Origin of the sequence: Pelagerythrobacter marinus, from assembly GCF_034375205.1 — a bacterium.
Lineage (GTDB): Bacteria > Pseudomonadota > Alphaproteobacteria > Sphingomonadales > Sphingomonadaceae > Pelagerythrobacter > Pelagerythrobacter marinus.
The window spans coordinates 285,809-308,449 of sequence record NZ_CP139719.1; the positions used below are offsets into that span (position 1 = coordinate 285,809).

Annotated in this window: 23 protein-coding genes and 1 pseudogene; 15 read left to right on the forward strand and 9 right to left on the reverse strand. The window is 56.2% G+C overall.

Translation table 11 applies throughout. The annotated features are described in order from the left end of the window. Positions 1-292 precede the first annotated feature (292 nt). Positions 293-784, forward strand: a complete 492-nt coding sequence (locus tag T8T98_RS01360; protein ID WP_063511185.1) for a hypothetical protein — start codon at positions 293-295, stop codon at positions 782-784. Continuing rightward, positions 777-992 carry a helix-turn-helix transcriptional regulator gene (locus T8T98_RS01365; protein WP_063511184.1) on the forward strand — a complete coding sequence of 72 codons (216 nt, stop codon included), beginning with the start codon at positions 777-779 and terminating at the stop codon, positions 990-992. The genes T8T98_RS01360 and T8T98_RS01365 overlap by 8 nt, the downstream gene beginning before the upstream one ends. 834 nt (positions 993-1,826) lie before the next feature. On the opposite strand, the pseudogene T8T98_RS01370 reads toward T8T98_RS01365, so the two are convergent. Together T8T98_RS01370 and T8T98_RS01375 are read right to left on the reverse strand one after the other, a co-directional pair. Next, positions 1,827-2,902: pseudogene (locus tag T8T98_RS01370) on the reverse strand (IS3 family transposase); the annotation flags it as partial. Between the two features lie 413 nt (positions 2,903-3,315). Further along, positions 3,316-3,852, reverse strand: a complete 537-nt coding sequence (locus T8T98_RS01375; protein ID WP_082737143.1) for a Mov34/MPN/PAD-1 family protein — start codon at positions 3,850-3,852, stop codon at positions 3,316-3,318. A gap of 104 nt (positions 3,853-3,956) precedes the next feature. Here T8T98_RS01375 and T8T98_RS01380 point away from each other — a divergent pair, with 104 nt between their 5' ends. Then, entirely contained in the window at positions 3,957-4,673 is a 717-nt protein-coding gene (locus tag T8T98_RS01380; RefSeq protein ID WP_233453979.1) for an AMP-binding enzyme, read from the forward strand. 202 nt (positions 4,674-4,875) lie between these two features. Beyond that, positions 4,876-5,948 (forward strand): IS3 family transposase gene (locus tag T8T98_RS01385; protein WP_089217183.1). Its coding sequence is split into 2 segments (ribosomal slippage): positions 4,876-5,035 and positions 5,035-5,948, totalling 1,074 coding nucleotides; the frame shifts between segments, so codons are not numbered across the junction. 155 nt (positions 5,949-6,103) lie between these two features. Here T8T98_RS01385 and T8T98_RS01390 read toward each other — a convergent pair. Together T8T98_RS01390 and T8T98_RS01395 are read right to left on the reverse strand one after the other, a co-directional pair. Further along, a complete protein-coding gene (locus tag T8T98_RS01390) occupies positions 6,104-6,517 on the reverse strand; it encodes a hotdog fold thioesterase (RefSeq protein ID WP_082737144.1) in 414 nt (137 codons plus the stop codon). Beyond that, positions 6,514-7,401 (reverse strand): alpha/beta fold hydrolase, encoded by an 888-nt coding sequence (locus T8T98_RS01395; RefSeq protein WP_322295787.1) that lies wholly within the window; start codon positions 7,399-7,401, stop codon positions 6,514-6,516. The genes T8T98_RS01390 and T8T98_RS01395 overlap by 4 nt, the downstream gene beginning before the upstream one ends. Positions 7,402-7,477: 76 nt before the next feature. Here T8T98_RS01395 and T8T98_RS01400 point away from each other — a divergent pair, with 76 nt between their 5' ends. The 4 genes from T8T98_RS01400 to T8T98_RS01415 all read left to right on the forward strand — a co-directional run bounded on the left by T8T98_RS01400 (position 7,478) and on the right by T8T98_RS01415 (position 11,180). Then, a complete protein-coding gene (locus tag T8T98_RS01400; protein ID WP_067182336.1) occupies positions 7,478-7,954 on the forward strand; it encodes a MarR family winged helix-turn-helix transcriptional regulator in 477 nt (158 codons plus the stop codon). A 228-nt stretch (positions 7,955-8,182) separates the two neighbouring features. Beyond that, entirely contained in the window at positions 8,183-8,749 is a 567-nt protein-coding gene (locus tag T8T98_RS01405; RefSeq protein WP_067182339.1) for a MarR family winged helix-turn-helix transcriptional regulator, read from the forward strand. Next, the gene (locus T8T98_RS01410) at positions 8,746-10,332 is read left to right on the forward strand and encodes an ABC1 kinase family protein (RefSeq protein ID WP_067182342.1); all 1,587 of its coding nucleotides are present in this window, start codon (positions 8,746-8,748) and stop codon (positions 10,330-10,332) included. Before T8T98_RS01405 ends, T8T98_RS01410 begins: the two co-directional genes overlap by 4 nt. A 77-nt stretch (positions 10,333-10,409) precedes the next feature. After that, positions 10,410-11,180, forward strand: a complete 771-nt coding sequence (locus tag T8T98_RS01415) for an NUDIX hydrolase (protein WP_067182344.1) — start codon at positions 10,410-10,412, stop codon at positions 11,178-11,180. Between the two features lie 338 nt (positions 11,181-11,518). Here the strand turns inward: T8T98_RS01415 and T8T98_RS01420 are convergent, their stop codons facing one another. Next, positions 11,519-11,770 carry a hypothetical protein gene (locus tag T8T98_RS01420; RefSeq protein ID WP_067182347.1) on the reverse strand — a complete coding sequence of 84 codons (252 nt, stop codon included), beginning with the start codon at positions 11,768-11,770 and terminating at the stop codon, positions 11,519-11,521. Positions 11,771-12,141: 371 nt separating this feature from the next. Here T8T98_RS01420 and T8T98_RS01425 point away from each other — a divergent pair, with 371 nt between their 5' ends. The 5 genes from T8T98_RS01425 (at position 12,142) to T8T98_RS01445 (ending at position 16,414) form a co-directional block, all read left to right on the forward strand. Further along, positions 12,142-13,215, forward strand: a complete 1,074-nt coding sequence (locus T8T98_RS01425) for an NADPH:quinone oxidoreductase family protein (RefSeq protein WP_067182350.1) — start codon at positions 12,142-12,144, stop codon at positions 13,213-13,215. Between the two features lie 123 nt (positions 13,216-13,338). Beyond that, positions 13,339-13,623 carry a hypothetical protein gene (locus T8T98_RS01430; RefSeq protein ID WP_067182352.1) on the forward strand — a complete coding sequence of 95 codons (285 nt, stop codon included), beginning with the start codon at positions 13,339-13,341 and terminating at the stop codon, positions 13,621-13,623. Between the two features lie 57 nt (positions 13,624-13,680). Continuing rightward, positions 13,681-14,499: a DODA-type extradiol aromatic ring-opening family dioxygenase gene (locus T8T98_RS01435; RefSeq protein ID WP_067182354.1), complete on the forward strand. Its 819-nt coding sequence runs from the start codon at positions 13,681-13,683 to the stop codon at positions 14,497-14,499. Between the two features lie 31 nt (positions 14,500-14,530). After that, positions 14,531-15,850, forward strand: coding sequence for an SRPBCC family protein (locus T8T98_RS01440; protein WP_067182357.1), 1,320 nt, complete (start codon positions 14,531-14,533; stop codon positions 15,848-15,850). Between the two features lie 18 nt (positions 15,851-15,868). After that, positions 15,869-16,414: a 3-phenylpropionate/cinnamic acid dioxygenase subunit beta gene (locus T8T98_RS01445; protein ID WP_082737145.1), complete on the forward strand. Its 546-nt coding sequence runs from the start codon at positions 15,869-15,871 to the stop codon at positions 16,412-16,414. 547 nt (positions 16,415-16,961) lie between these two features. On the opposite strand, the gene dmpG is transcribed toward T8T98_RS01445, so the two are convergent. The 3 genes from dmpG to T8T98_RS01460 form a co-directional block, all read right to left on the reverse strand. Beyond that, complete coding sequence (gene dmpG, locus T8T98_RS01450) at positions 16,962-18,002, reverse strand: 4-hydroxy-2-oxovalerate aldolase (protein ID WP_067186976.1); 1,041 nt, start codon at positions 18,000-18,002, stop codon at positions 16,962-16,964. After that, entirely contained in the window at positions 18,002-18,919 is a 918-nt protein-coding gene (locus tag T8T98_RS01455) for an acetaldehyde dehydrogenase (acetylating) (protein WP_067182363.1), read from the reverse strand. Before T8T98_RS01455 ends, dmpG begins: the two co-directional genes overlap by 1 nt. Positions 18,920-18,997: 78 nt before the next feature. Further along, on the reverse strand, positions 18,998-19,789 hold the full coding sequence (locus T8T98_RS01460; RefSeq protein ID WP_067186977.1) for a fumarylacetoacetate hydrolase family protein: 792 nt from the start codon (positions 19,787-19,789) through the stop codon (positions 18,998-19,000). Between the two features lie 241 nt (positions 19,790-20,030). Between T8T98_RS01460 and T8T98_RS01465 the strand changes: the two genes are divergently transcribed. Continuing rightward, positions 20,031-20,828, forward strand: coding sequence for an IclR family transcriptional regulator (locus tag T8T98_RS01465; protein WP_067182365.1), 798 nt, complete (start codon positions 20,031-20,033; stop codon positions 20,826-20,828). Positions 20,829-20,838: 10 nt separating this feature from the next. Here the strand turns inward: T8T98_RS01465 and T8T98_RS01470 are convergent, their stop codons facing one another. Then, positions 20,839-21,627 carry an SDR family NAD(P)-dependent oxidoreductase gene (locus T8T98_RS01470; RefSeq protein WP_082737146.1) on the reverse strand — a complete coding sequence of 263 codons (789 nt, stop codon included), beginning with the start codon at positions 21,625-21,627 and terminating at the stop codon, positions 20,839-20,841. Between the two features lie 130 nt (positions 21,628-21,757). On the opposite strand from T8T98_RS01470, the gene T8T98_RS01475 reads away from it, so the two are divergent. Beyond that, the gene (locus tag T8T98_RS01475; RefSeq protein ID WP_067182368.1) at positions 21,758-22,600 is read left to right on the forward strand and encodes an alpha/beta fold hydrolase; all 843 of its coding nucleotides are present in this window, start codon (positions 21,758-21,760) and stop codon (positions 22,598-22,600) included. Positions 22,601-22,641: the final 41 nt, after the last annotated feature.

A 22,641-nucleotide genomic window follows, 5' to 3' on the forward strand; every position in this document is an offset into this window, starting at 1 on the left:
GCTGTAGGAAATCGGGAACTGGATTTTGGGGCTGCTGCCCAAGCAAAAAGCGACATCTGGAGGTGCGCAGGCTGGGATTCGCGCAGGTTGATCGCGGATCAGCGCCAACTGTGCCGAGTTTGGCGAGGAGCGTGCCGCCATATGCGCGAACACGACCGGAATTCGCGCGAATCAACGAAGGAAGCCGATTCGGTGGTTCCTCTATGTTCTCTAATTGTTCTTTTCGTTTTCCTACAGGCTTCCTTCGCGGTTAGCCGGTGGTTCGATCACCTCCAGAGATAAGGATTCGTCGATGACCAACATGGCGCTCTTTGCCGAACAACAGGTTCGCGCCGACCTTGCCCGGCTGCTTTTGGCAGCCGTCGAAGCCAGCGGCCGTGCACGCTGCGACATCGCGCGCGACGCGCAGATCCATAAGGATGCCCTGCGCCGCGTCCTTGCCGGTGAACGCTCGGCTAGCCTCGGCGAAGCCTTGCGCGTTCTCGCCGCGTGCGGCGTCGCTCCTCATGCCCACCTGCTGCTGTTCCTCGTCAGCAGCGGCGATCACGCGATTGCCTGGCTGCAATCGGACCTCGCGCAGTTCTTCGAGGACTTTTCTGGCGAACTGCCTTCAGCGCTCGAACGAGTCCTAGGCAACCAGGTTCATGAGGTGAAGCCGCGTTGGGCCAAGGGCACGGCACACCGTGTCGCCCGCCTGCTTTCCGATCACATCGATGAGCTCGAACGTAAGGACGCGCTGCTTGGCGATGTCTTCGCCGGTGCCGAAAGAGGCCATCGTGGGTGAAGAGATCGACAAAGGAGCGACGGAGTCTCGCCGGGTGACGCGGCTTATTCGCTTGCCCGAAGTGCAGCACCGCGTCGGGCTTGGCCGTTCGACGATCTACCGTTGGATGAGCGAGGGCAAGTTTCCCAAACCCGTACAGCTCGGAGGCTATTCCGTGGCATGGTCGGAAAGAGAAGTCGAAGCCTGGATTTCGGACCGCCTGAAGTGACCGCTTATTGGTCTGGAGCTGACTGGTTGGAGGCGGACGTGCCATCGACAGGGGCAGTCAAAGGCATCCTTTGCGCGGTCGCCGGATCGAAGCAGTCGGCCCGATACCCTCGAGTATTGGGAGCGCTCGTCGCTGCAAGAACCGAGCTGCTTTCGGAAGCCACCGGCGCCTATTAAGGAACATACAATATTGAGTAGGTCGAGCCGATCATGACAAAGTGCATCGAACAAGATTTCCCGTGTCAAAATCAAGAGTACGATGCGTTCGATCAAATAGCGCTCTTAGAACTAAGCCAGCCAATTTCTGCCCATGAGTTGGTGAACGAGAGCGCATTTTGTGCGGAACTGCCGGTCGACGACGAACTCCGTATTGGGAACATAACGTACAAGCTCTATCTTAAATTCCTCCGTGGTCAGACAGGCCTCTATCACCTGTGGGTAGACTATGACGCCTGCGACGACCATGGCAATTACACGATGTTATGCGTGTATGTCGGGAAAGGGTTTGCTGAGCTTCGCGTTGATAGCCACGTCAGAAAAAAATGGTCGAAGAATGCCCAGCTATACGTGACATTCACCAGCATGGAGAATCGTCTCTCTAAGTACTACGAGCAATTGTTTCTCGATGTGTACGATTTCGAATTAAACAACATTGAGAATCCTGGCGCAGAATATCTGTTTGCGGTTTGGGATGAGGAACGCCATCACTTGGAAACGCACTTGAATGAGGTTTCCAATCTGAGCAAAATTCAAAGTTTCGACGACTGGTAAGAAGTCGTAATCCGACCGGCCTCAGGTCGAACGAACTCCAGTCTACAGCCCACGCTGTTACCGGTGGTGCGCCGCGCACATGGCTCATCTGGTTCGCCTCGATGTATTCCGCCAGTTCTCCGGCGATGTAGCTCGGGCCATTGTCGCTGAGCAGGCGCGGCCTGTGTAGCACATTGGCATGATCGCAGCCTGAAGCGACCAGCGCCATGTCGAGCGTGTCAGTCACATCCTCGGCACACATAGTGGTGCAGAGCTTCCAGGCAATGATGTAGCGCGAGTAATCGTCGAGCACGGTGGATAGGTAGACCCAACCCCAACCGATGATCTTGAAGTAGGTAAAATCGGTCTGCCACATCTCATTTGGACGTGTGGTCCTTGTATGGAACGCCTCTGCCGCTTTGATAACCGTGTAGGCCGGGCTGCTGATCAGGTCATGGGCCTTCAAGAGCCGGTAAACCGTAGCTTCGGACACGAAGTAACGCTTCTCGTCGGTGAAGCGGACGGCCAACTCACGCGGTGACAGCTCGGTCTGCTCGAGCACCATCTCGACGATCTGGTCCTGCAGCTCGGGCACAATACGGTTCCACACCCGGCTTGGCGTGGATGGCCTGTCTGCCAGCGCCTCCGGCCCGCCTTCGAGGAAGCGATCCTACCAGCGGTAGAAGGTCCGCCGTGCCACGCTAAGCTGGTCCAGCGTGCGTTTGGCCGGGAGATGCGACTGCTCCACGATCCTGATGATCTCCAGCTTCTCTGATGCGGGATACCTCATGCGTCGTCGTCCCCATCCGCGATGATGCTTTTTTTGAGCAGCCGGCTCTCCAAAGTGAGATCGGCCACGCACTCCTTCAGATCGCGGGCCTCACGGCGCAGATCCTTCACCTCTTCTGTGGTCGCGGTACGTGCCGTATCGCCAGCGAGCCTGCGCTTGCTAGCCTCCATGAACCCCTTGGACTAGGTTTAATACAGGCTCTGCGCAATCTCTTCGCGGCGACATAGCTCGGCAATGGAGTCATCGCCGCGCAGGCCATCGAGCACGATGCGGATTTTGTCCTCGACCGAAAAGTGTCGGCGGGTCTTGCGGCGGATATCCTTGATCACCAGCTCGGCAGTCGATTTTGCATTGGAGGATCTTGGCTTCATCTTCGTTCCTTCGTCACTACGACGAAGCCCAAATCCTCCTTACTTCACAACCTCAAATCTGTGCCATAGGCGCTAACGGGGGGCACACTGAATCAGCGACTTAGCCTTACTGCAAGCAGAGCTTTTCAACAGAATAGGGCCGGTAGCGGACTGGCTTCTATTGGCAAGCCCGACACGGAATGCTGCCGTTTCATCCCAGATTTTGTTGCCAGCTCTAAACCTTAGGAAAGAGATTCATCTTTCGTCGTTGCGCACTTCCGTTTGTGCGGGAGTTACTACTGTTAGGCTCAGGATCTCGGGTTGTTGTGATCGTTTGGTTTCAATTGCGGCTCGCGGGTTGCCCTACCAATGCTCGTGCACGAATCGGATGTTCGCAGAAGCAGGGCAAAGTGTGGTTGCGCTCGCCTGTTAGGTTAAGGCAACTCGACGGTTGGCCCATAAGCCTCGTTCCCTGTTTCGCGCAGCTGACGCTTGATAGCAGCCGGGGTGCGGTAAAAAGTGCCAAGCGCATCTTTCTCGACTTGCCGGAGCAAGACCTTGCCCCGATCACCCCAACACTGAAGGTAGAAGGCGGTTTCTCGACCGTCGCAGATAGGGAAAATCATCTCTGCTTTGCGCTGTCTAACGATGTCATACCAATTGCGTATATCGATGGATGAAGGCGAAAGAGAAAATTCGGGATGGCTGTGCCATTCGCCAATCCAGTCCATCTTTCCGCCGGATTTACGCCACCGCCTTAGTGCAGCTATTCTGTGTCCCTTAGGTGAGCGCTGGAAGCGCGTCGAACTTTGTCGATCCCATGGCAATGGTCGGGTGATCTCAGTCACATGAAGGTAAAGACCCTTGCGCAGCCCTAGTACCAGCCCCCCAGCTTCTAACGGGCGATGCTGCCGCGTACATTTTAGCATTTTCTCTGCCGCTGCATGATCGACAAGAATGCCCTCGATCATGATCGATCCCTCGACAGGCATGATGGGCACGTTTTGTGAGCTGAAGGAGACGTTTTGGCTCTCTAAAGCGTGTGGTAATCGGCGGATCGGCTGTACCAGCCAACATGATCAAACGTTTCCAGTCCAAAGGCGTTGAGGTGCGCCAAGCCTGGGGAATGACAGAGACCAGCCCTTTGGGCCTTTCCGCAGCGCTAAAGCCCCATCAACTCGCCTTACCGGAGGCGGATCGTTTGGCGTTGCAATGCAAGCAAGGGCGTCCACAGTTCGGGATGGAATTTCGCGTTGCCGACAAAGACGGACATGAGGTAACACACGATGGCAAAAGCATCGGCTCCTTGCTCGTTCGCGGTCCGTGGGTAGCCGCGCAATATTTCAACGCCGAGGACGCAGATACTCACGAGCAGCACCCAGGCTGGTTCGATACCGGCGATGTCGTGACCATTGACAAAGATAGCTTCATACAGATTGTGGATCGCAACAAGGATTTGATAAAGTCTGGGGGTGAGTGGATATCATCCATCGAGCTCGAAAACATCGCTCAAGATCATCCCGCGATCAAAGAGGCTGCCATCGTCGCTGTGCCGGATAGCCGCTGGGACGAACGCCCGGCCCTGGTGGTGGTCCTGAAGCCTGGCGCGACTTTCAGCTACGATGACATGAGGGCCCAATACGAAGGCAAGACTTCCAAATGGCACGTACCTGACCACCTGGTTGTCGTTGATAAGTTGCCGCACACTGCCACCGGCAAAATCTCGAAGAAAGATATTCGGCATACCCTTATTACGAGCCTTGGAAAGGTCAAAAACGATGTCGGATCGTGAAGGAACTCGGCGACCGACTCATCCTACGTGACCAATAGCCCTAGATTTGTGGACGCTTTCTTCCCTAGTTTTGAGGACAGAAGGCGAGGATGGGACGGTCAAATACTAATGACGAGTTAAAGCGCGGCGCGGAGCGCTGACGTGACCCCTGATTTTCCTCCATTCTCGATTAGCGTCCGGCCCTGATGGAAGGACGGACGAGATGAAGAGAACGAGGTTTTCAGAAGACCAGATTATCGGCGGGCTGGAGGTGTCCGAGGCTCGACGCCTGCGAGCGCTCGAGAGCGAGAACGCGAAGCTCAAGCGGTTGCTGGCCGATTCGATGCTCGACCAGGCAGCGCTGAAGGATCTCCTGGCAAAAGGGTTCTGACGCCCGCCGCGAAGCGGGAAGCTGTGGCTCATCTCCAGACCTGTCACGGGATGAGCGAACGGCGGGCGTGCCGAGTCATAGATGCCGATCGCAAGAGCGTGCGTTACCGTTCCACGCAGGACGATGATGCCCAGCTCCGTGAGAAGCTGCGCGAGCTGGCCAACCAGCGTCGGCGGTTCGGTTATCGCCGCCTGCATATCCTGCTACGCCGGGAGGGCGTGATGATCAATCGCAAGAAGACCCAGCGGCTCTATCAGGAGGAAGGGCTGGCTGTCAGCCGACGGCGCAGTCGTCGGCGGGCTGTCGGGACCAGAGCGCCTGCTCCGGTGCTTGCCCTGCCGAACCAGCGCTGGAGCCTCGACTTCGTGCACGATCAGATGGCGTCAGGAAGACGGTTCCGCGTGCTCAACGTGGTCGTTGACGTGACCAGGGAGTGCCTGGCAGCGGTGCCGGACACGTCGATCTCTGGTCGCCGCGTCGTTCGCGAGCTGACCGCGCTGATCGAACGGCGTGGGAAGCCCGGCATGATCGTCAGCGACAACGGCACGGAGCTCACCAGCAATGCCGTGCTGGCATGGTGCGAGGAGATTGGCGTGGAGTGGCATTACATCGCTCCGGGCAGACCGATGCAGAACGGCTACGTGGAGAGCTTCAACGGCCGCATGCGCGACGAACTGCTGAACGAGACCCTGTTCATCAGCCTGGCCCATGCCCGCGTCGAGATCGCCGTATGGGTGGAAGACTACAACCGAGAGAGACCGCCCTCATCCCTTGGCTACGCGACACCGGCGGCGTTCGCCGCCGAACTAGATAAGCAATGGCCTGCTTCGCCACGCCCTACGGGCTCCGCTGCGCAGCCCATTGCTTCAACCTCGCTCATACGCAACAACGCGGCTCGGCTCTAATCCCAGCTGGGGGAAAATCAGGGGGTCACGTCACTCATTGGAAGGCGGCTATCGTGACGCAAATCGCTCTGAAAGTCGTGGGACTATTTTGCAGGTCTTCGAGGAACAGACCTGCTAATTTTCGCCCTGCAGTTAGTTCCATTAGGATAACGCTGCTAGCATACGTAGGCACCGCGGCCGCTAGCCAAAAGGTTGCCAGTAGGACCGTATACACGTGTTTCAGCGACCGAGATAGTTTTACCGATCTTGATTATTTTGCCCGATGCTACGAGTGGTCCCGAGGTTGCCGGGCGGTGGTAGTCGACCCTCAGATCGGCGGTCGCCTTGGCCCCTGTACCTTGCGACAATAAGGTGTAGAGCCCGGTTAAATCGATCAGAGAGGCGAGCACGCCGCCATGCGCTGAACCGATTGCCGGGTTTGACACGATCTCGTCGCGCCAAGGCATCTCCAGTTCAAGCTGCTCGCTCGAACATGACCGTAAAGTGAGGCCAAGCCACCGGTGAAACGGGGCAATCTGCAGGATCTCTTCGAGGCGCTTAGGATCGATCCTTGTCGGATTATCGGTCATGTAACGGCTCCCTGCGCACTGTGATTACGCTTGAGAAAATCGAGTATCACTGCCGAAAAGGCATCGTTGGCATCGCCAACCACCATATGTGTTGCCTCTGCGATGTCGGTGTATTCAGCGTGTGGAGCAAGTTCGAGCAATTGCGCGACCGCGTCTTCGGAGACCAGATCGCTCGATCCGCCGCGAATAATATGCAATGGCAGCGAAAGCCTGCTGGCTGCATCGTTCAGCGCATCAAATTGGCGTTCCTGATGAGCCGGATCGCTTCGCTTGGCTAGCGTAATGTTGCGGATAAAGGCCGGATCCCAATGCCAGTAGTAGCGGCCGTCTTCCTTCTCTCGCAGATAGCGCCGTAAACCCTTGCCGGCTCCGCGCTTGCGGCGATGTGGCATGTAACGCGCGATGACCTCTGCCGCTTCGTCGGGTGAAGAGAAACCGGTCTCCACGTGCTCCTCCATAAAGCCGACTACGCGCATAACGCCCCCCGTTTCCATACGCGGCGCGATGTCGACGAGAGTGAGCGACGCGAAGCGGCCCGGCGCAAGGTGTCCTTCGGCGATCAGTCCGGCCAGCCCGCCAAGGGAGGCCCCGACGAGCGCTGGCTTGCGGTCTATTTTTGAAGCAATCGCAACGAGATCTGAAGCGAAGTCGCGCGTTTCGTAAGCGCCCTCGGCAGACCATTCGCTGTCGCCGTGACCGCGCATATCAATTGTGATCGCACGGAATCCCGCATTGGCGAGATCGGCTGTGACACGTTTCCATGCGTGACGGGTCTGGCCGCCCCCATGCGCGAGCAAGACCGGTAAAGCATCGGCATTTCCGGTCGCTTCGGCTGCTATGGAGATGCCACCATCTCCCCCGATATGGAAAGTTTGCGACTGCATACCGCAACCTCTATATTGTAAATCGGTTTACAGTAAACGGCTTTATTTCCTGATCGGTTATGGTAGGTTGCCCAGGATGGCGGCCACGACGGACTATGACCCGGATACAAAGGGGGCAAGTTTCCTCACCGATACCGATCGGCTGTTCTTTCTTATGGAGGAAGTGACCCGGCGTTTGCGCAGGACCGTCGATTCTTCGGTTGAACAATTCGGGCTCACGCGGACGCAATGGCGTGCATTGGCTTATCTCTTTCGGAGCCCAGGCATGACCCAGACAGAGCTGGCTCGGGAACTGGAACTAGAGCGCGCTAGCATCGGCCGGACTATTGATCGCCTGGAAGAACTTGAGCTGGTAGAAAGACGCAGCGCGAAGAACGACAGGCGCGTTTGGCGGGTTCATTTACGCCCTGCCGCGATCGAGCTACTTCCCAAGATGCGAGTAGAAGCTGATGCGGTGCATGCTCGCTTGCTCGGGGGGATCCGTTTTGGGGAACTGGAACGCTTACGCGGATCGCTGGCCAAGATGCATGACAATCTGGGCAGCGAGCCATAATCACTCGAAATCGAGCCCGCGCCCCGCATTCGCACCCCACGTTGCCCTTCAGGGGGGACTTATGCTCAGATGAGGGACGCCGAGCGCATGCGATCATAAGATCCCGGCAGTCGTGGCAGGCGAGGTGGCCGGAGCCCTCGCACTTACCCAGCGCCGTTCGGTACCTTATCAGCTCGAGCGACCCTCGGATTCAATTTCTGCTGTAGCGTGAAATCAGCGAGTGTTTGCATGGCGGCACTGCTAGCGAATATGGTCGACGCTGAGCTTGAACACGCCAGGCTTGCGCGAGCCTTCCAAGATAGCGCGATGGATAAGCATATGTCGAAAGATGAGATACGTGATTACGCCCCCAACGAAAAGGATGACATTCTATATTTGCTAGAAGAGGTGAACAGGACCGCTCGGCGGACGTTCGACGCTCTGATCGTGGGGCTCGACCTCAATCAAACACAATGGCGGATCATCGCGTCCTTGTTGAGGGAACCTACGCTAACACAGACCGAGATTTCTCGCCTGCTTGAGCTTGAATCGGCGACGATAGGACAGGCTGTCGCAGTTTTGGTTGAAAAAGGTTTGATCGAGCGAGAGCGGGCGGCGCACGATCGAAGAGTTTGGAACCTCCACCTCACCGAGCAAGTAAGAACCATCTGGCCAGAACTGCGCGAAGCGGCTGATCGACTCCACGAAATTCTCTGGAAGGAAATGTCTGCGCCTGAAATCGACCTCCTGCGTACGATGCTTCGAAAAGTTGCGGAGAATCAGAAGCAGGCTGACACTTGCGAAGAAAGCCGATGAAGCATGATCTGGAAAACAGTGTCGGTGAACTGACGCGGCTAGCAGAACTCGGTCAGATTTTCGCCCGGCACGGTCTGAAAAATCTCGGAAGCTTATTTGGCGTTATGCCGGTTTCGGAGAAGGAGCCAGATACCGAGGACTTGCGTCCTGCATCGGTGGTGGCGCTGTTGCGCGATGTCGGCCCTGTCGGAATAAAGCTTGGCCAGCTCCTGGCGACCAGAAGCGATCTGTTTACACAACCCTGGATTTCCGCGTTCGGCACTCTCCACGACCAGGTGGAACCGCTGCCGTTCGATAAGATCGAACCGGTGATTGTATCGGCTTGGGGCAGCGACTGGGAATGTGAATTCGCCGCTTTCGAGAGAAACCCGATCGCCTCAGCCTCTATCGCGCAGACTTATGTCGCAACCCTGCTGGACGGAAGCGAGACTATCGTGAAAGTCCGCCGACCCGGCATGGCGCCCAGGATCGAGGCGGACATGAGGCTGTTGACACGGCTCGCGGGCCTCGCCGAGCGTCGGTCAAGCGACATTGCCCGCTATCGACCCGTGCAGTTCCTCCAGACATTCGCCAAGAATTTAGCGCGGGAGATGGACCTGGCGGCAGAAGCACGCGCTTGTGAACGGATTGGCGGTTATCTGGAGATGCTTGGGGTGAAGACCCCCGCGATCCACTGGCAACTTACAGGCATGACGATCAATGTGCAGGAAGCCCTGGTCGGAAAGCCTGCGTCGCGGCCCCCGGCAACTGGTCAGGGAGATAATGCCCGGTTCGCGAAGCGCTATGCCGATGCGGTGCTACGGATGATCCTTCTCAACGGAGAGTTTCATGGCGACCCGCATCCCGGCAACGTCTTCTGGATGGAAGGGAACCAGGTAGGCTTCATCGATTTCGGCTCGGTCGGCTTTCTCAGCGGCGCGCGGCGTCAGGAAATCGTCCGCCTGATTTTTGCTATCGCGAACGATCAGATAGACAAGGTGGCCGATCTGCTGCTTGACTGGGCAGGCAATCCACTCGTGGACCGCGCGCAATTGGCGATGGATCTGGATGAGCTGATCGAGGAATTTCGCGGCACAGCTCTTGCGGGGATTGAATTCTCGGCAATCTTCGATCGGGTTTTCGGATTGTTGCGCGAGTATCGCCTCGTATTGCCGCCCGACCTCGCTATTTTGCTGCGCACCCTGCTGACCGCAGAAGGCTTCGTTCGCTCTTTGGCGCCGGACTACAATATCGCCGAAGAAACGAAGCCGATCGTGATGCAATTGTTTGCCGAGCGATTTTCGATCGGAGCCGCGCGGGATCATTTGGCCAAGGTCCGCAGTGGGCTGCTTGATTTCTCGGCATCGCTGCCCGAGCTAATCGAGAACGTTGCCTCGGTCGCTCGATCAGGTACGATTCAGGTGTCCATCGACCCAGCCAGCCTGAACCATCTGACGCGGGAAGAGGACCGCAGCACCCCCGTCAAGGGTCCGGTGGTCGCCGCATTGATCGTCTCTGCCGCATTGCTGGCCGACCAATCGTTGTTACTGGCAGGCATTGTTCTGGCTTTCGCGGGAATAGCACTCATTCCTAGATGGAACTGATAAGACCATACGCGTTGAACGCTTAGATCACGGCCGCCCGGCACCGATATTGGCTACATCAAGGGAGAAGAGTGGAAATGACCGAACAGAAACCAGCCGAGGCGGTGCCTGCCGCCACCATGCTGTTGGTGCGGGATGAACCGGAGTTTCAGGTTCTCATGGTGAAGCGACATCATCAGATAGACTTCGCATCTGGCGCACTGGTCTTCCCCGGCGGGAAACCCCACTCCGATGATTCTCTGGAGGAATGGGCCGCTTACTGCGACGGGCGGGATCAGGTCGATACGACCCAGAGAATTTTAAAGATCGCTGCGATCCGCGAAGCTTACGAGGAGGCTGGCATTTTGCTGGCGGTCAACCGCGATGGCAGCCCTTTCGAAGGGGCCTGTGACCCGGACAGCCGCCGGGCAGTCGAACAGGGGGAAAGATCGTTCCTCGATGTCGTCCGGGAGTCCGATGTGATCTTGCGGCTCGATAGCCTCACCGATTTTGCCCGGTGGATTACCCCGGTCTTCATGAAGAAGCGGTTCGACACCTGGTTCTACGTCGCTCGAGCCCCGGAACGCCAAATTGCCGCGTGCGATGGCTATGAGACGGTAGATGCCGAATGGCTGTCACCAAATCGTGCTCTGGAGATGGGGCAATCGGGCGAGCGCACGGTCATTTTCCCGACCCGACTGAACCTGGAACTGTTGTCCAAGGCGAACAGTGCTACGGACTGCGTAGATCGCGCGCAGGCGCGCACGATCGTGCCTGTCCTGCCGTGGGTCTTGCAGCGAGATGGCAAGAATATCCTGACCATCCCGGAGGATGCAGGCTACGGCCCGGCAAGCGAGGTTATAGGATGAATAACGCCGAGACGATCGATCGTCTCGGCAAGAGGGGACCGGCTACCATCGTTTTGTAGCCCCGTCGCAAACCGTGTCACCTAGCTATGCGCCTGGCTTATTAGGGTTTATTGCTGTCTTGCAGGATGTTCGTTCGAAAATATTCCGGTCGGAACTCAGGAATCGCCTTTCAGTCTCTGTCCTGTTATCGCAATGAAACAGCGAGCGTTGGGCCAGATAGGTCTAGCAGCAGCATCATTAGACCTAAGAGAAGCCGAGCAAACAAGCTCCAAGGACCGAGATGAACCAGAACATCCACGAAATTAAAGTGACGCTGATCTACTGCGACTACCGGCATGTTAGCTGATCTGCACTCTTCTAATTGGCCCGATTTCTATTTTTGAATTGGTTAAGAGAGTGACGGAATGGTGAGGAAGCACCATCTGAAAGAAAACATCGCTAAGCTGCGAGTAGTGGAGATTGTTCGGGTGCAGGGCGGAACGATCGCGGATCTGTGCCGCGGGATCGGTGTCGGCGAGCCGAGCCAATATCGCTAGCGCAAGGGGAATGCCAGCCTCAAAATGGATCAGGCGCAGCTTCCGAAAGAGCATGCAAAGGAATCCCCCGGTTGCAGCGCGCGGCGTCAGAACTCACGCTATACAATCTGCTCCTTCTGGGAGGTGCAAGGTAATCATCTCAGTCTCTCGCTTCGACGATGGCGCATCGGACAGATCCGGCGAATGATACCTGTATAAGCGAATGACTACTGCTTGACCTTGATACAGCACCGCCGGGTCTCACAGCTCGTTTCACTATCGGCCTTGTTCCAGGGAAGGCGTGACACCGCCACGGCTGCCATCCCGTTCCGCCACGTTCCACCAGCGGACCGTATTGGTGCCAGAAGCAGACTTGTAGAAACAATCGGTGCGGACCACTCAGTGCGGCCGGTTTTTAGGCCAGAGGGGAAAAGGCTCGGAAATTCATGCGAGCCATTGCTTTTATGCCCCAATTGCAGTCTTGCCGCAATCTCCATACCTATGCGAATGGTAATTTGCGGACACGGGAGTTTGAGTTGGAAACCATGAAGGCTTGGATCGTCAGGAAATATGGCAATCCGGAGGAGATGGTCTTAGGACAAACTGCCATGCCGAAGCTGGGGGAAGGGCAAGAGAATCGGGCGGACACTCTGGTCAAGATTGACGCTGCAGGTCTGAATTTTGCGGACGAAATCGCGATTGCAGGAAAATATCAGGATCGGATAAAACCGCCGTTTGTGCCAGGCAACGAGTTGGCGGGAACGGTCGTCGAGGCAATCCCGGGTTCTCGATTCTCTCCCGGTGACAAGGTCGCATGTCAGGTCCGCAGTGGTGCCTTTGCACAATATTGTGGCGTCGCTTCTGACCGTCTGATGGCGATAGGAGACTTACCAGCCTCGGTGGCCGCCGCGCTTCCGGTTTCCTACACCACTGCCCATGTCGCCCTTTTCGAAAAGGGTAATCTCAAGAAGGGAGATACGGTCCTAATCCATGCGGCGGCAGGCGGATTGGGCATCGCTGCCACTCAGCTTGCAAAAGCAGCGGGAGCTCGCATCGTTGCCACGGCAGGCGACGAAGACAAGCGGCGAATCGCTAAAGAGAATGGGGCTGATCATGTGATCGATTATCGTCAATCTGACTGGTCCGAGCGAGTAAGAGCTCTGGCACCAGATGGGGTCGATATCGTCATGGATCCGGTCGGCGGCGAAACTTCGGAACAGAGTCTGCGTCTTCTGGCATGGGAGGGCAGGCTGTTAGTATGCGGCTTTGCCGGTGGGACGGTTCAGGCGCTCAAGGCGAACTACATGCTGGTTAAGTCCGCCAGTGTGCACGGTGTATACTGGAGCTTCGACCGCTCGCCGGAAGCGATTCGCACCATACAGCAGAAGCTGGTTAATCAATGTGCCAGAGGCGAAATTCGCCCCCTAATTCGGGATGTGTATCAAATGGATGAACTCGTTTCAGCAATGGAGTCGCTGCGCTCTCGCGGAACGGTAGGTAAAGTCGTGATTGCCATGTAGCAGCAAACGGTCTGATTGGGCCGGCTCAGCGACCTCGAAGGCAAAACCATACTCTTGCGTATTGACTTTTCGACCCGAAGATCCGATTGAACGATATCTGAGGTGCCGGAAGGGACGTGACAGATGAGTTTTGGAGCCGTCGAGCAACTGTTTTACGACGTGAGTACCAAACGGAATTCCCGCGCAGCGTTTCGCGAGGATGCCACAGCTTTCGCAGAGAAGTACGCCCTCAGCGAGCTAGAACGCGACATGGTCTTGTCCATGAATGCCGAGGGACTCTTCGAGTACGGCATTAACCCGATGCTTCTGATGGGCTTCTGGACAAGCGTAAACGGACCGCAATCGATGCCGGATTATCTGTCCCGCGTTCCGACGCTGACGTCACAGCTCGAGACGGTAAGCGAATGAAGTGAGAGGCCGGCGGCAGCGAAGCGCTTACCCGTCTATCTTTAGGAGAGTTTCAAGATGGCCGAAATAGTCGGCGGCTTCATCATGCCGCATGATCCATTGTTGTTTGTGAACCCAAAGAAGAAAGAGCGCGACCACCTGATTGGCGCTTATTCGGAAATTCGCGACAAAGTAAGCAAGTCCGGCGCGACGAAGGCGATCATCTTCGGCGCGGACCATTATATTCTCTTCGGCCCTCGCTGTCTGCCACAGTTTCTTATCCCGACAGGCGAGCTTCATGGTCCCATTGACCGGTTGCCCGGTGTTGGAGATTCACCGATCGCCAGCGATCCGGGTTTCGCAGAGTATTTGGTCGGCCATGCCCATCAAAGCGGCTTCGACGTGTCTGTGGCGCGCGACTTGGGGGTGGATCATGCAATCGGGGTGCCCGCCCAGCTTGCCCTTCCGGCCGACGGGTCGGTCAAGACGGTTCCCGTTTATATGGCGAGTGGCGTAGCGCCGTATGTTCGTCTCCAAAGGGCATATGATTTCGGACGAATGATTGGCGATGCCATTGCGAAAATGCCCGTAGACGAATCCGTAGTGTTGATCGGCAGCGGAGGGATCAGCCACTGGGTGGGCACCGGAGAAATGGGGCGCATCAATTCCGAGTTTGATCGGAAGGTCCTCGACTGCATCGTTTCCGGCGATGCGACCCCTCTCCTTTCAATGACAGACGAGGAAATAATGCGCGAAGGCGGCAACGGTGGAATGGAGATTCGTCATTTTCTTGCAGTGATGGGTGCTCTGCCGGCGGGCCGAGGCGAAGTGCTCGCTTACGAAGCCTGGGATGGCGGCGTTACCGGCCTCGGCTTTGCGGAGATACTGCCCGCCTGAACGGGTCGGGTTCGAATAGCTGGAGAATGACATGACTGAATCGCTCTTGAAGCCGGATAGTAATGCAAAATTGGCTGCGGGCATCGAGGAACTCGTCGACGCCGAAGCGGGAAATATTGACCGCCGGATCTTCTGGGACGAATCTATCTACAACCTGGAGCTTGAACGGATTTTTGCGCGATGCTGGATTTTTGTCGCGCATGACACGCAATTGCCCAATGTTGGCGATTTTCTAACGACGACAATCGGTGAAGATGCGGTCATCGTGTCGCGTGGCGAAGACGGCAAGATCCACACCTTTCTCAACTCCTGTACGCATCGAGGTAATCGCGTGTGCTTTGCAGAGGCGGGCAACTCCCGGCGGTTCACATGCAATTTTCATGGCTGGTCCTACGGTCTCGACGGTAGCTTGAAGAATGTCAGTCGCCCGCAGTCCTATAGTGGAAAATCGAACCTCGATAAGTCCAAGCTTGGCCTGCACAAGGCGCGTGTCGAAAGCTATAAGGGGATGCATTTCGCCTGCTTCGACCCGGAGGCCCCGTCGCTTGAGGAATATCTAGGCGAATTTCGCTGGTATCTAGATGTGATCCTCGACAATGACGAAGGTGGTATCGAGTTTATCGATGGCAACATCAAATCTCGGCTCAAATGCAATTGGAAATTCCCGGCAGAGAACTTCGTGGGCGACTCGTATCACGCTCCCTGGACGCATAGCTCAGCCTTGATCGCAATGTTCGGAAAACAGCCGACCATGCGACCTGACCGTTCTTATCATGCCAATGCGAACGGCCACGGCTGGGAGTTTGGACTGGATTTCATTGGGAACGCGGCAACGCTCAATTCACCGCCGATTATCGACTATCTGCGTGAGCAGGAGGCGAAATTTGCCGAACGTCTGGGGAAGGTTCGCAGCAGGATGGTAGGCGCTCTAAGCTCCGCTAACGTCTTTCCCAATCTTTCCTTCCTGGCAGGTCACAACACTTTTCGGACATGGAACCCCAAGGGTCCAAGGAGCACGGAACTTCACACCTGGGTGTTCCTGAACGCAAATGCCCCGGAAGAACTCAAGGAAGAATATCGCCGCGGGGTAATGTTAACCTTTTCTCCGGCGGGTGTGTTCGAAATGGATGACGGCGAGAACTTCGAGAATTGCACGGCGGTCAATGTAGGCGTGGTGACCCGGCAGCAACAGCTTCACTTCGGGATGGGCCTCGATTCGAAAATCGAACACGAGGAACTGCGCGGCAATGTTTATCAAAGCCAGATCAATGAAGCGAACCAACGGGCCTTCTACCAGCGCTGGGCAGATCTGATGGGTGCAGAAACCTGGGCCGACGTTCCTGTCCGTTAGAAATATTCAGAGGTAAATGTGAAGACTCTCGAACAAACCACCCGGCGCGATCACTGCTCTGTGTCAGCCGAGTTACTTTTGGAGATACAGCAGTTTCTGTATCGAGAAGCCCGTTTGCTCGATAACGAGCAATATGATGAATGGCTAGAATTGCTGACGGACGATATCCATTATTGGGTACCAGGAGTGCAGGCCCGCTATCGAAAGGATGAGGCGAAGTTCAGTTCCGAACGAATGGCCTATTTCGACGACGGCCTCGAATATCTCAAGATCCGCGTGGCACGCGCCAAGCAGCCGTCGGCATGGGCCGAAGATCCACCCACCAGGCATTTTCACCTGATCGGCAATATCGAGGTCTTACCTACTGAAGATTCTAACGAGTGGACGGTCCATTCTGTGATCCTCAACCATCGTCATCGGACTGAAGACGATGAAATGGAACTAAAAGCCAGACGCGTCGATACAATCAGGCGGAACTCAGAAGGTCTGCTCCAACTGGCGCGCAGGAAGGTCATCTTGCAGGAAACTGTCTTGCAAGCAAAGAACATCAATACGTTCCTTTGATTGTGTGAAGGCCCTTCTGCTTGCCCGCAACTGGGCCGAATCTGTTGCATAGGCCTGGCGGCGTAGGTTGCCCGAAAGTACTCTTGCCGCTGTTGCTGACGGCCTCTTGGCGGCTGCCACCGTGCGGGAAAAGTGGCTCGGAACGATGTAGAGAAGCAGGTGTCGTTTCTGGCACCGCAGCTGATCGGAACACCCCACGGCCTTGACAATTCCGCAATGTCAGGATCGGCAGCGCAAGATAGTGTGGATTGCTTCGCTATGGCCGGTCTGCCCTTTCGGGAGAGAAAACGAGACTTGGTTTCAATGAGGTGACAGTCGATATAGCGCCGATAATCAGGGAGTTCGCGATTTTGGCGGGTCGGAGCCTTTGCCAAATGGTCGGCAGGATACGACCCCAGGCAGAGTTCTTAGCAAAGCCTGCGGTGATGAGGTTGTCCGCTCCCTGTCGCGTGGGTCCGAGGACTTCTCGTCCAATTTGGCCTCCCGACAAGGAGCGACAGCAACGCCTTTCGTAACTTCGTTCTGTTTTGAAGTGCTTGAATCGCCGTCAAACCAGATCGCGTTCCTTGGCCATCGAGAGCGCGGTGTCTTCGATCATGTCCTCCTGACCCCCGATCATTTTCTTGCGAGCCAATTCCATCAAGATATCACGTGCAGACAAGCCGTACTTACGTTCGGCTTCTTTGGCCTGATACAGGAAGGTTGAGTAGACCCCTGCAAAACCGAGCGTTATGGAATCCCTGTCCGCACGGGGCGGCTGAGGCATGATCGGCAAAACCCGATCCTCTGCTACGTCCATCAGCTTAAACAGATCCACCCCGGTTTCGATGCCCAATCGCTCTCCGACGGCAGCCATCAGTTCGAGGGGTGTATTGCCAGCGCCAGCACCCAATCCGGCAGCCGAACCGTCGATGCGGTCCGCGCCCGCGGCTACAGCAGCCAGCGAATTGGCGACTCCCATCCCGAGATTGTGATGAGCGTGAAATCCGATCTCGGTTTCGTCCTGCAAAGCTGTGCGAAGGATGGTGATGCGATCGGTAACTTCATCAGGCAGCATGTAACCTGCCGAATCAACACAGTAGATTGTTGTTGCTCCATACCCTTCCATCAACAGCGCCTGCTCAACCAGGTGCTCGGGCGGCGTCATATGCGCCATCATGAGAAAGCCGACTGTATCAAGCCCAAGTTCCCGTCCCAGGCCAATGTGCTGTTCGGTAACGTCGGCTTCGGTGCAATGCGAGGCGACATGAACACATCCTGCCCCGCAATCGGCGGCCATCCGCAACTCATCCAGAGTGCCAATGCCCGGAACATGGAGTACCGAGATAGTCGCCTTTTTCACTACCTTGGCCACTGCCGAGATATATTCGCTATCCGAATGGAGTCCGCGACCGTAATTCAGGGATGATCCTCCCAACCCGTCACCGTGAGTGACCTGGATCAACGGCACCCCTGCGTCATCAAGCCCGGAAGCGATATCGACCATCTGATCCAGCGTGATCTGATGCCGCATGGAATGCATGCCGTCGCGCAGACACATATCATGCAGCTTGAGCTTTTTACCCCTAACCTGTTCTTCGAGTGTCATCATGCGTTCTCCTTCAATGGTGAGAGTTCAAGTCGGCCATCAAGGATGTCTTGTGCAAACATTTCGGCCGTGCGCGCTGCAGCGGCAGTCATGATGTCCAGATTTCCTGCATATTTGGGGAGAAAATCGCCAAGTCCCTGCACTTCCAGAAAGATCGAGACTTTGCGCCCCTCGAAAATTGGCCCGTTCTTCAATTGGTAGCCGGGGACATATTGTTGCACAGCAGAAATCATCTCGTGCACGGATGCGGTGATCGCTTCCTGATCCGGCTCGTCGACTGTTTCGCAATAGACGGTGTCACGCATCATCAGCGGAGGCTCGGCCGGATTGACGACCACGATAGCCTTGCCTTGCGCTGCACCTCCCACTTTCGCGACTGCCGCAGAAGTGGTGCGCGTGAACTCGTCGATATTCTTCCGAGTACCCACTCCGATCGACTTCGACGCGACCGTTGCGATTATCTCGGCGTAATCCACGCTTTGAACATTGCTGATGGCGGCGACCATCGGAATCGTGGCCTGACCCGCGCATGTGACCATGTTGACGTTCATTGCCTTACGGCCTGCCAGATCCTTGAGATTCACCGGGGGAACGCAAAGCGGGCCAAGGGCGGCGGGCGTCAGGTCGATCATAAGAATGCCCAGCTCGTTCAGCTTGCGGCTGTTTTCGGCGTGGACATAGGCCGAAGTCGCATCAAACGCGATGCTCACTCCATCCTCGATCGCGTGAGGCACCAGCCCGTCAACCCCTTCAGCAGTGGTCTTGAGGCCCAGTTCCTTCGCGCGGGCCAGACCTTCGGATCCGGCCTCAATACCCACCATCCAAACGGGTTCGAGAACTTCGGAACGAAGCAGTTTGTAAAGCAGATCGGTGCCGATATTCCCCGGCCCGATTATTGCGCATTTAATTTTGTCCATCCGAGCATCCTTACTTTGTCACTAGAGTGCGCCGAGGTCTGTCACCTCGCTGCTATCCTTGCCGAAGCACGCGATTGGCTAAGAAAAAATCATGCGACAGGACCCAAGCCCGTCGCTGAGGTTAAGTTGCAGCGTGTCACCGCTGGATATGTCGATCATCGGACCAAGTGCTCCGGAAAGGATTATTTCGCCCGCCCTGAACGGCATTCCAAGCTCGCCAAGCGTATTGGCCAGCCAGGCGACAGAGTTAAGAGGGGAACCCTGAACAGCGGCGCCGATCCCGCTCGCAACCTCGACTCCATTACACTCGATTGTCATGGCCACTTTTGCCAGATCGATCTCACGGGGATCGACCCGCTCGGTCCCTATCGCGAATATTCCGCACGAGGCGTTATCCGCGACTGTATCCTGAATTCTGATATCCCAGTCTTGAATGCGGCTATCGACGATCTCGAAACAGGCAGTGACATATTCGGTCGCCTCCAGTACATCGGCGGCGGTCACGCCAGGCCCGTTGAGATCATGTTGCAGGATGAACGCAATTTCGCCTTCTGCCTTGGGTTGGATGAGTGATTTGTGATCTACCGTAGCGCAATCGGGAACCAGCATTCGATCGGTCAATTGTCCGAAATCAGGCTCGAACACCCCGATCATTTCCTGCACCACTTTGGAAGTAACGCCGATCTTTTTGCCGATGATCTTTTCGCCAGCTTCCAGACGGCGCGCGACCATTCGTTCCTGGACGCGATAGGCGTCGACAATATCTATCTCCGGATGGCGATCCCGCAGATTGGAAACCGTTCGGCCCTTGATCAGTGCGCCGTAGAGTTCATCACCCAGGGAAGATATTATTGAACTTTCGAGTGGCATTGCCTTAAATTCTCCCAAACGTGCGCATCGAAACGCCCTTGTATCTTTTGCCGATCTCGTCTCCTGGCCACCATCGAGCAATTCACCGCCCGTCCAATCTGAGCAGTCAGCGAATCCGGCACGGTTCGAAAACGGCGTCTTCAATCTATGTTTGTGTCTGTGCGCTATCGTTTGGCACCCTGCCAAGCTTGACCGGCGGCAATTGAGGCCTAGAGCCTCACTCTGTGAGAGGAGCGACAAGATGAACGATGCATCCAGCACATCGGTTGTCGAGCGAATACTCGACCTGATCGGTTGCCTTTCGTCGGCGCCCAAGACGGTAAGGGAAATCTGCGAACATACCGGCATTCCCGTTTCTACAGCTCACCGGCTCTTGAGGCCGTTGGTCGAGCGCAAATTTGTAATCCGGCAACGTCGAGGATTATACGCTCTCGGCATCGCCAGCGTGGAAATAGCGGTACGTGCGGATATCGATTCGATTATTACCACTGCAACCCGGCCCATTATGGCAGACCTCGCCAAGACTTGCAGGCGTACGGTGCATCTGGGCGTCTTTCGTGACAATCTTGTACGCTATTTGGTCAAGGCCGAATCCGGGTGCCGACGGTCTCCTTCTCGGGAGGAGATCGAGCTCGAGGCTTACTGCACAGCGATTGGCAAGGCCCTGCTTGCTCAACTGGAACGGGACAGGCTTGAAGACTATCTTGCCTTGGGCGATTTCGTTCCTCTTACGGACAACACAATATTCGATGTCGATGACCTGAGACAAGAAATCAACGGCGTACGCCGACAGGGATGGGCGATAGATCGAGGGGAGATGTATCCAGAGCTGCGCTGCCTCGCGGTGCCGATACGGGGCAGGACCGGCCTGTTGGCGGCGGTGTCAGTCACCGAGGTCTGCAACGACGTTGATCCCGAGAAAGCGGAACAGGATTTGCTGACGCTTTTTCCGCGCATCGTTGAAGCGGCAGAGGCAGTTTCCGATGTTTTGCGAATGCCAGGGGACGAGGTTCGCGAGAAGCGAAGTAACAAGACTTGAAGTGCTCGGCCTAACCCATTCGCGAGATCAATCCGCCATCGCTGACCAGGATCGTTCCATTTAGGTTTACTCCATCTCTAGGTGACGCGAGAAGCACATAGCATCCGGCATGATCTTCCGCCTCTGCCGCCCTTGCCAGTGGCGATGCCTTCGCCACCATTTCAACTGTGCGCTGTTCGGAATCGAGACGACGCGATGCGCTCTCCAGTGTGTCCAATCCCGAAAGGCCCGTGACAGTCCCGCCAGGAGCAACGCCGTTAACGCGGATTTGCGGCGCCCATTCATAAGCAAGTTGATAAACTATGCCCCGCAGTGCGAACTTGCTGGCAGTGTACAATGTGCCACCGCCGCCAGCTCTGAAACTAGCATTGGAGCAGGTCACTATCAGAGAGCCCGTGGATTTCCGCAACGCATCTGCGGAAGCTCGCGCCAAGAGCAAAGTCGACAGCACATTAATTCGGAACAATTCCTCGAACGCTGCCTCCACGTCTTCCATTTTCATGCGATCTATACGCTTGTACCAGTCGTAAACGCCGGCGTTCGCTATCGTGGTGTCCAGTTTTCCGAATTTTTCCTGCGCAAGTTCGACGCCCGCTTCGCAGATCGCAGCCTCTGTGCAATCTCCCGCGAGGACAGAGCACCGATCCCCCAAGTGATCCGACAAATCCGCGAGAGCGTCGGCATTGCGATCCAACGCAACTACATTCGCTCCTTCCTCGACGAGACGTATCGCCACTGCCTTGCCGATACCTGAAGCCGCGCCAGTGATTAACGCTGTTTGGCCCGAAAGTTTTCCCATCAATTCTCACCCTCTGGTTTTTTGTCTATTTCAGATCAACCATCCATACTCCAGCGTATTGACATCTTCCAAGGTCCCTCGCAACAGACAAGGAAGAAGAATTTGGCGAAATGCTGCTTTGGAGAGAGGTATGCCCGGTAATACGGAGCTTCCCGATATCGGGTTGTCGATAGACGTCGACGGTATCCAGACAAATTATCACGATTGTGGAGAAGGTGACCCCGTCATCCTCCTTCACGGTTCGGGTCCGGGCGTGACCGCCTGGCAAAACTGGCGAGGAATCCTGCCAAAACTTGGGGAAACGCACAGGGTTCTGGCCCCCGACATCGTGGGCTTCGGCTTTAGCCAACTGCCTGAAGGAGAGAAGCCGGGCATCAAACTGTGGACGCGGCATCTGGCGGGCTTTATAGAAGCCCTTGGCCTCGACCGCGTAACGCTGGTCGGCAACAGCTTCGGTGGTGCCCTCGCGCTGGGAATGATGGCTTTTCATTCCGACAAGGTGCGCTCGCTTATTCTTATGGGCACACCGGCTGGTGAGTTTGAGCAGACGCAGGGATTGGCGGACAGCCGATCCTTCGAGCCCAGCATGGACGCCATGCGCGCTATGATGAAGGCATTCCCATACGATCCGTCAATAGTTACCGACGAGGCAGTGGCCGCGCGCCTGCGTGTGGCGGAAATCGCCAGCGGGAAAGAGACAATCCGCAAGCTGCAGCCTGGCGCTGATCAAGCATCGAAAGGTCCACGAATCGTCAAGGGCATTCCGCTGGAGCAGTTGAAAGCTATCGATGCGCCAACGCTGATTCTGCACGGCCGCGAAGACAAGATGATTCCATTGCATGTTGCAGTGCGAATGCACGAACACCTCAAGCGCTCCGAGATGCATGTCTATGGTCAATGCGGCCACTGGGTCCAGCTAGAGCGTGAGCATCAGTTTCTGGACCAAATACGCGCATTTCTCCGTCGCAATTGAAATCCTCGCTAGCCGTATTTCTTGGCCGCAAAATCCTTAAC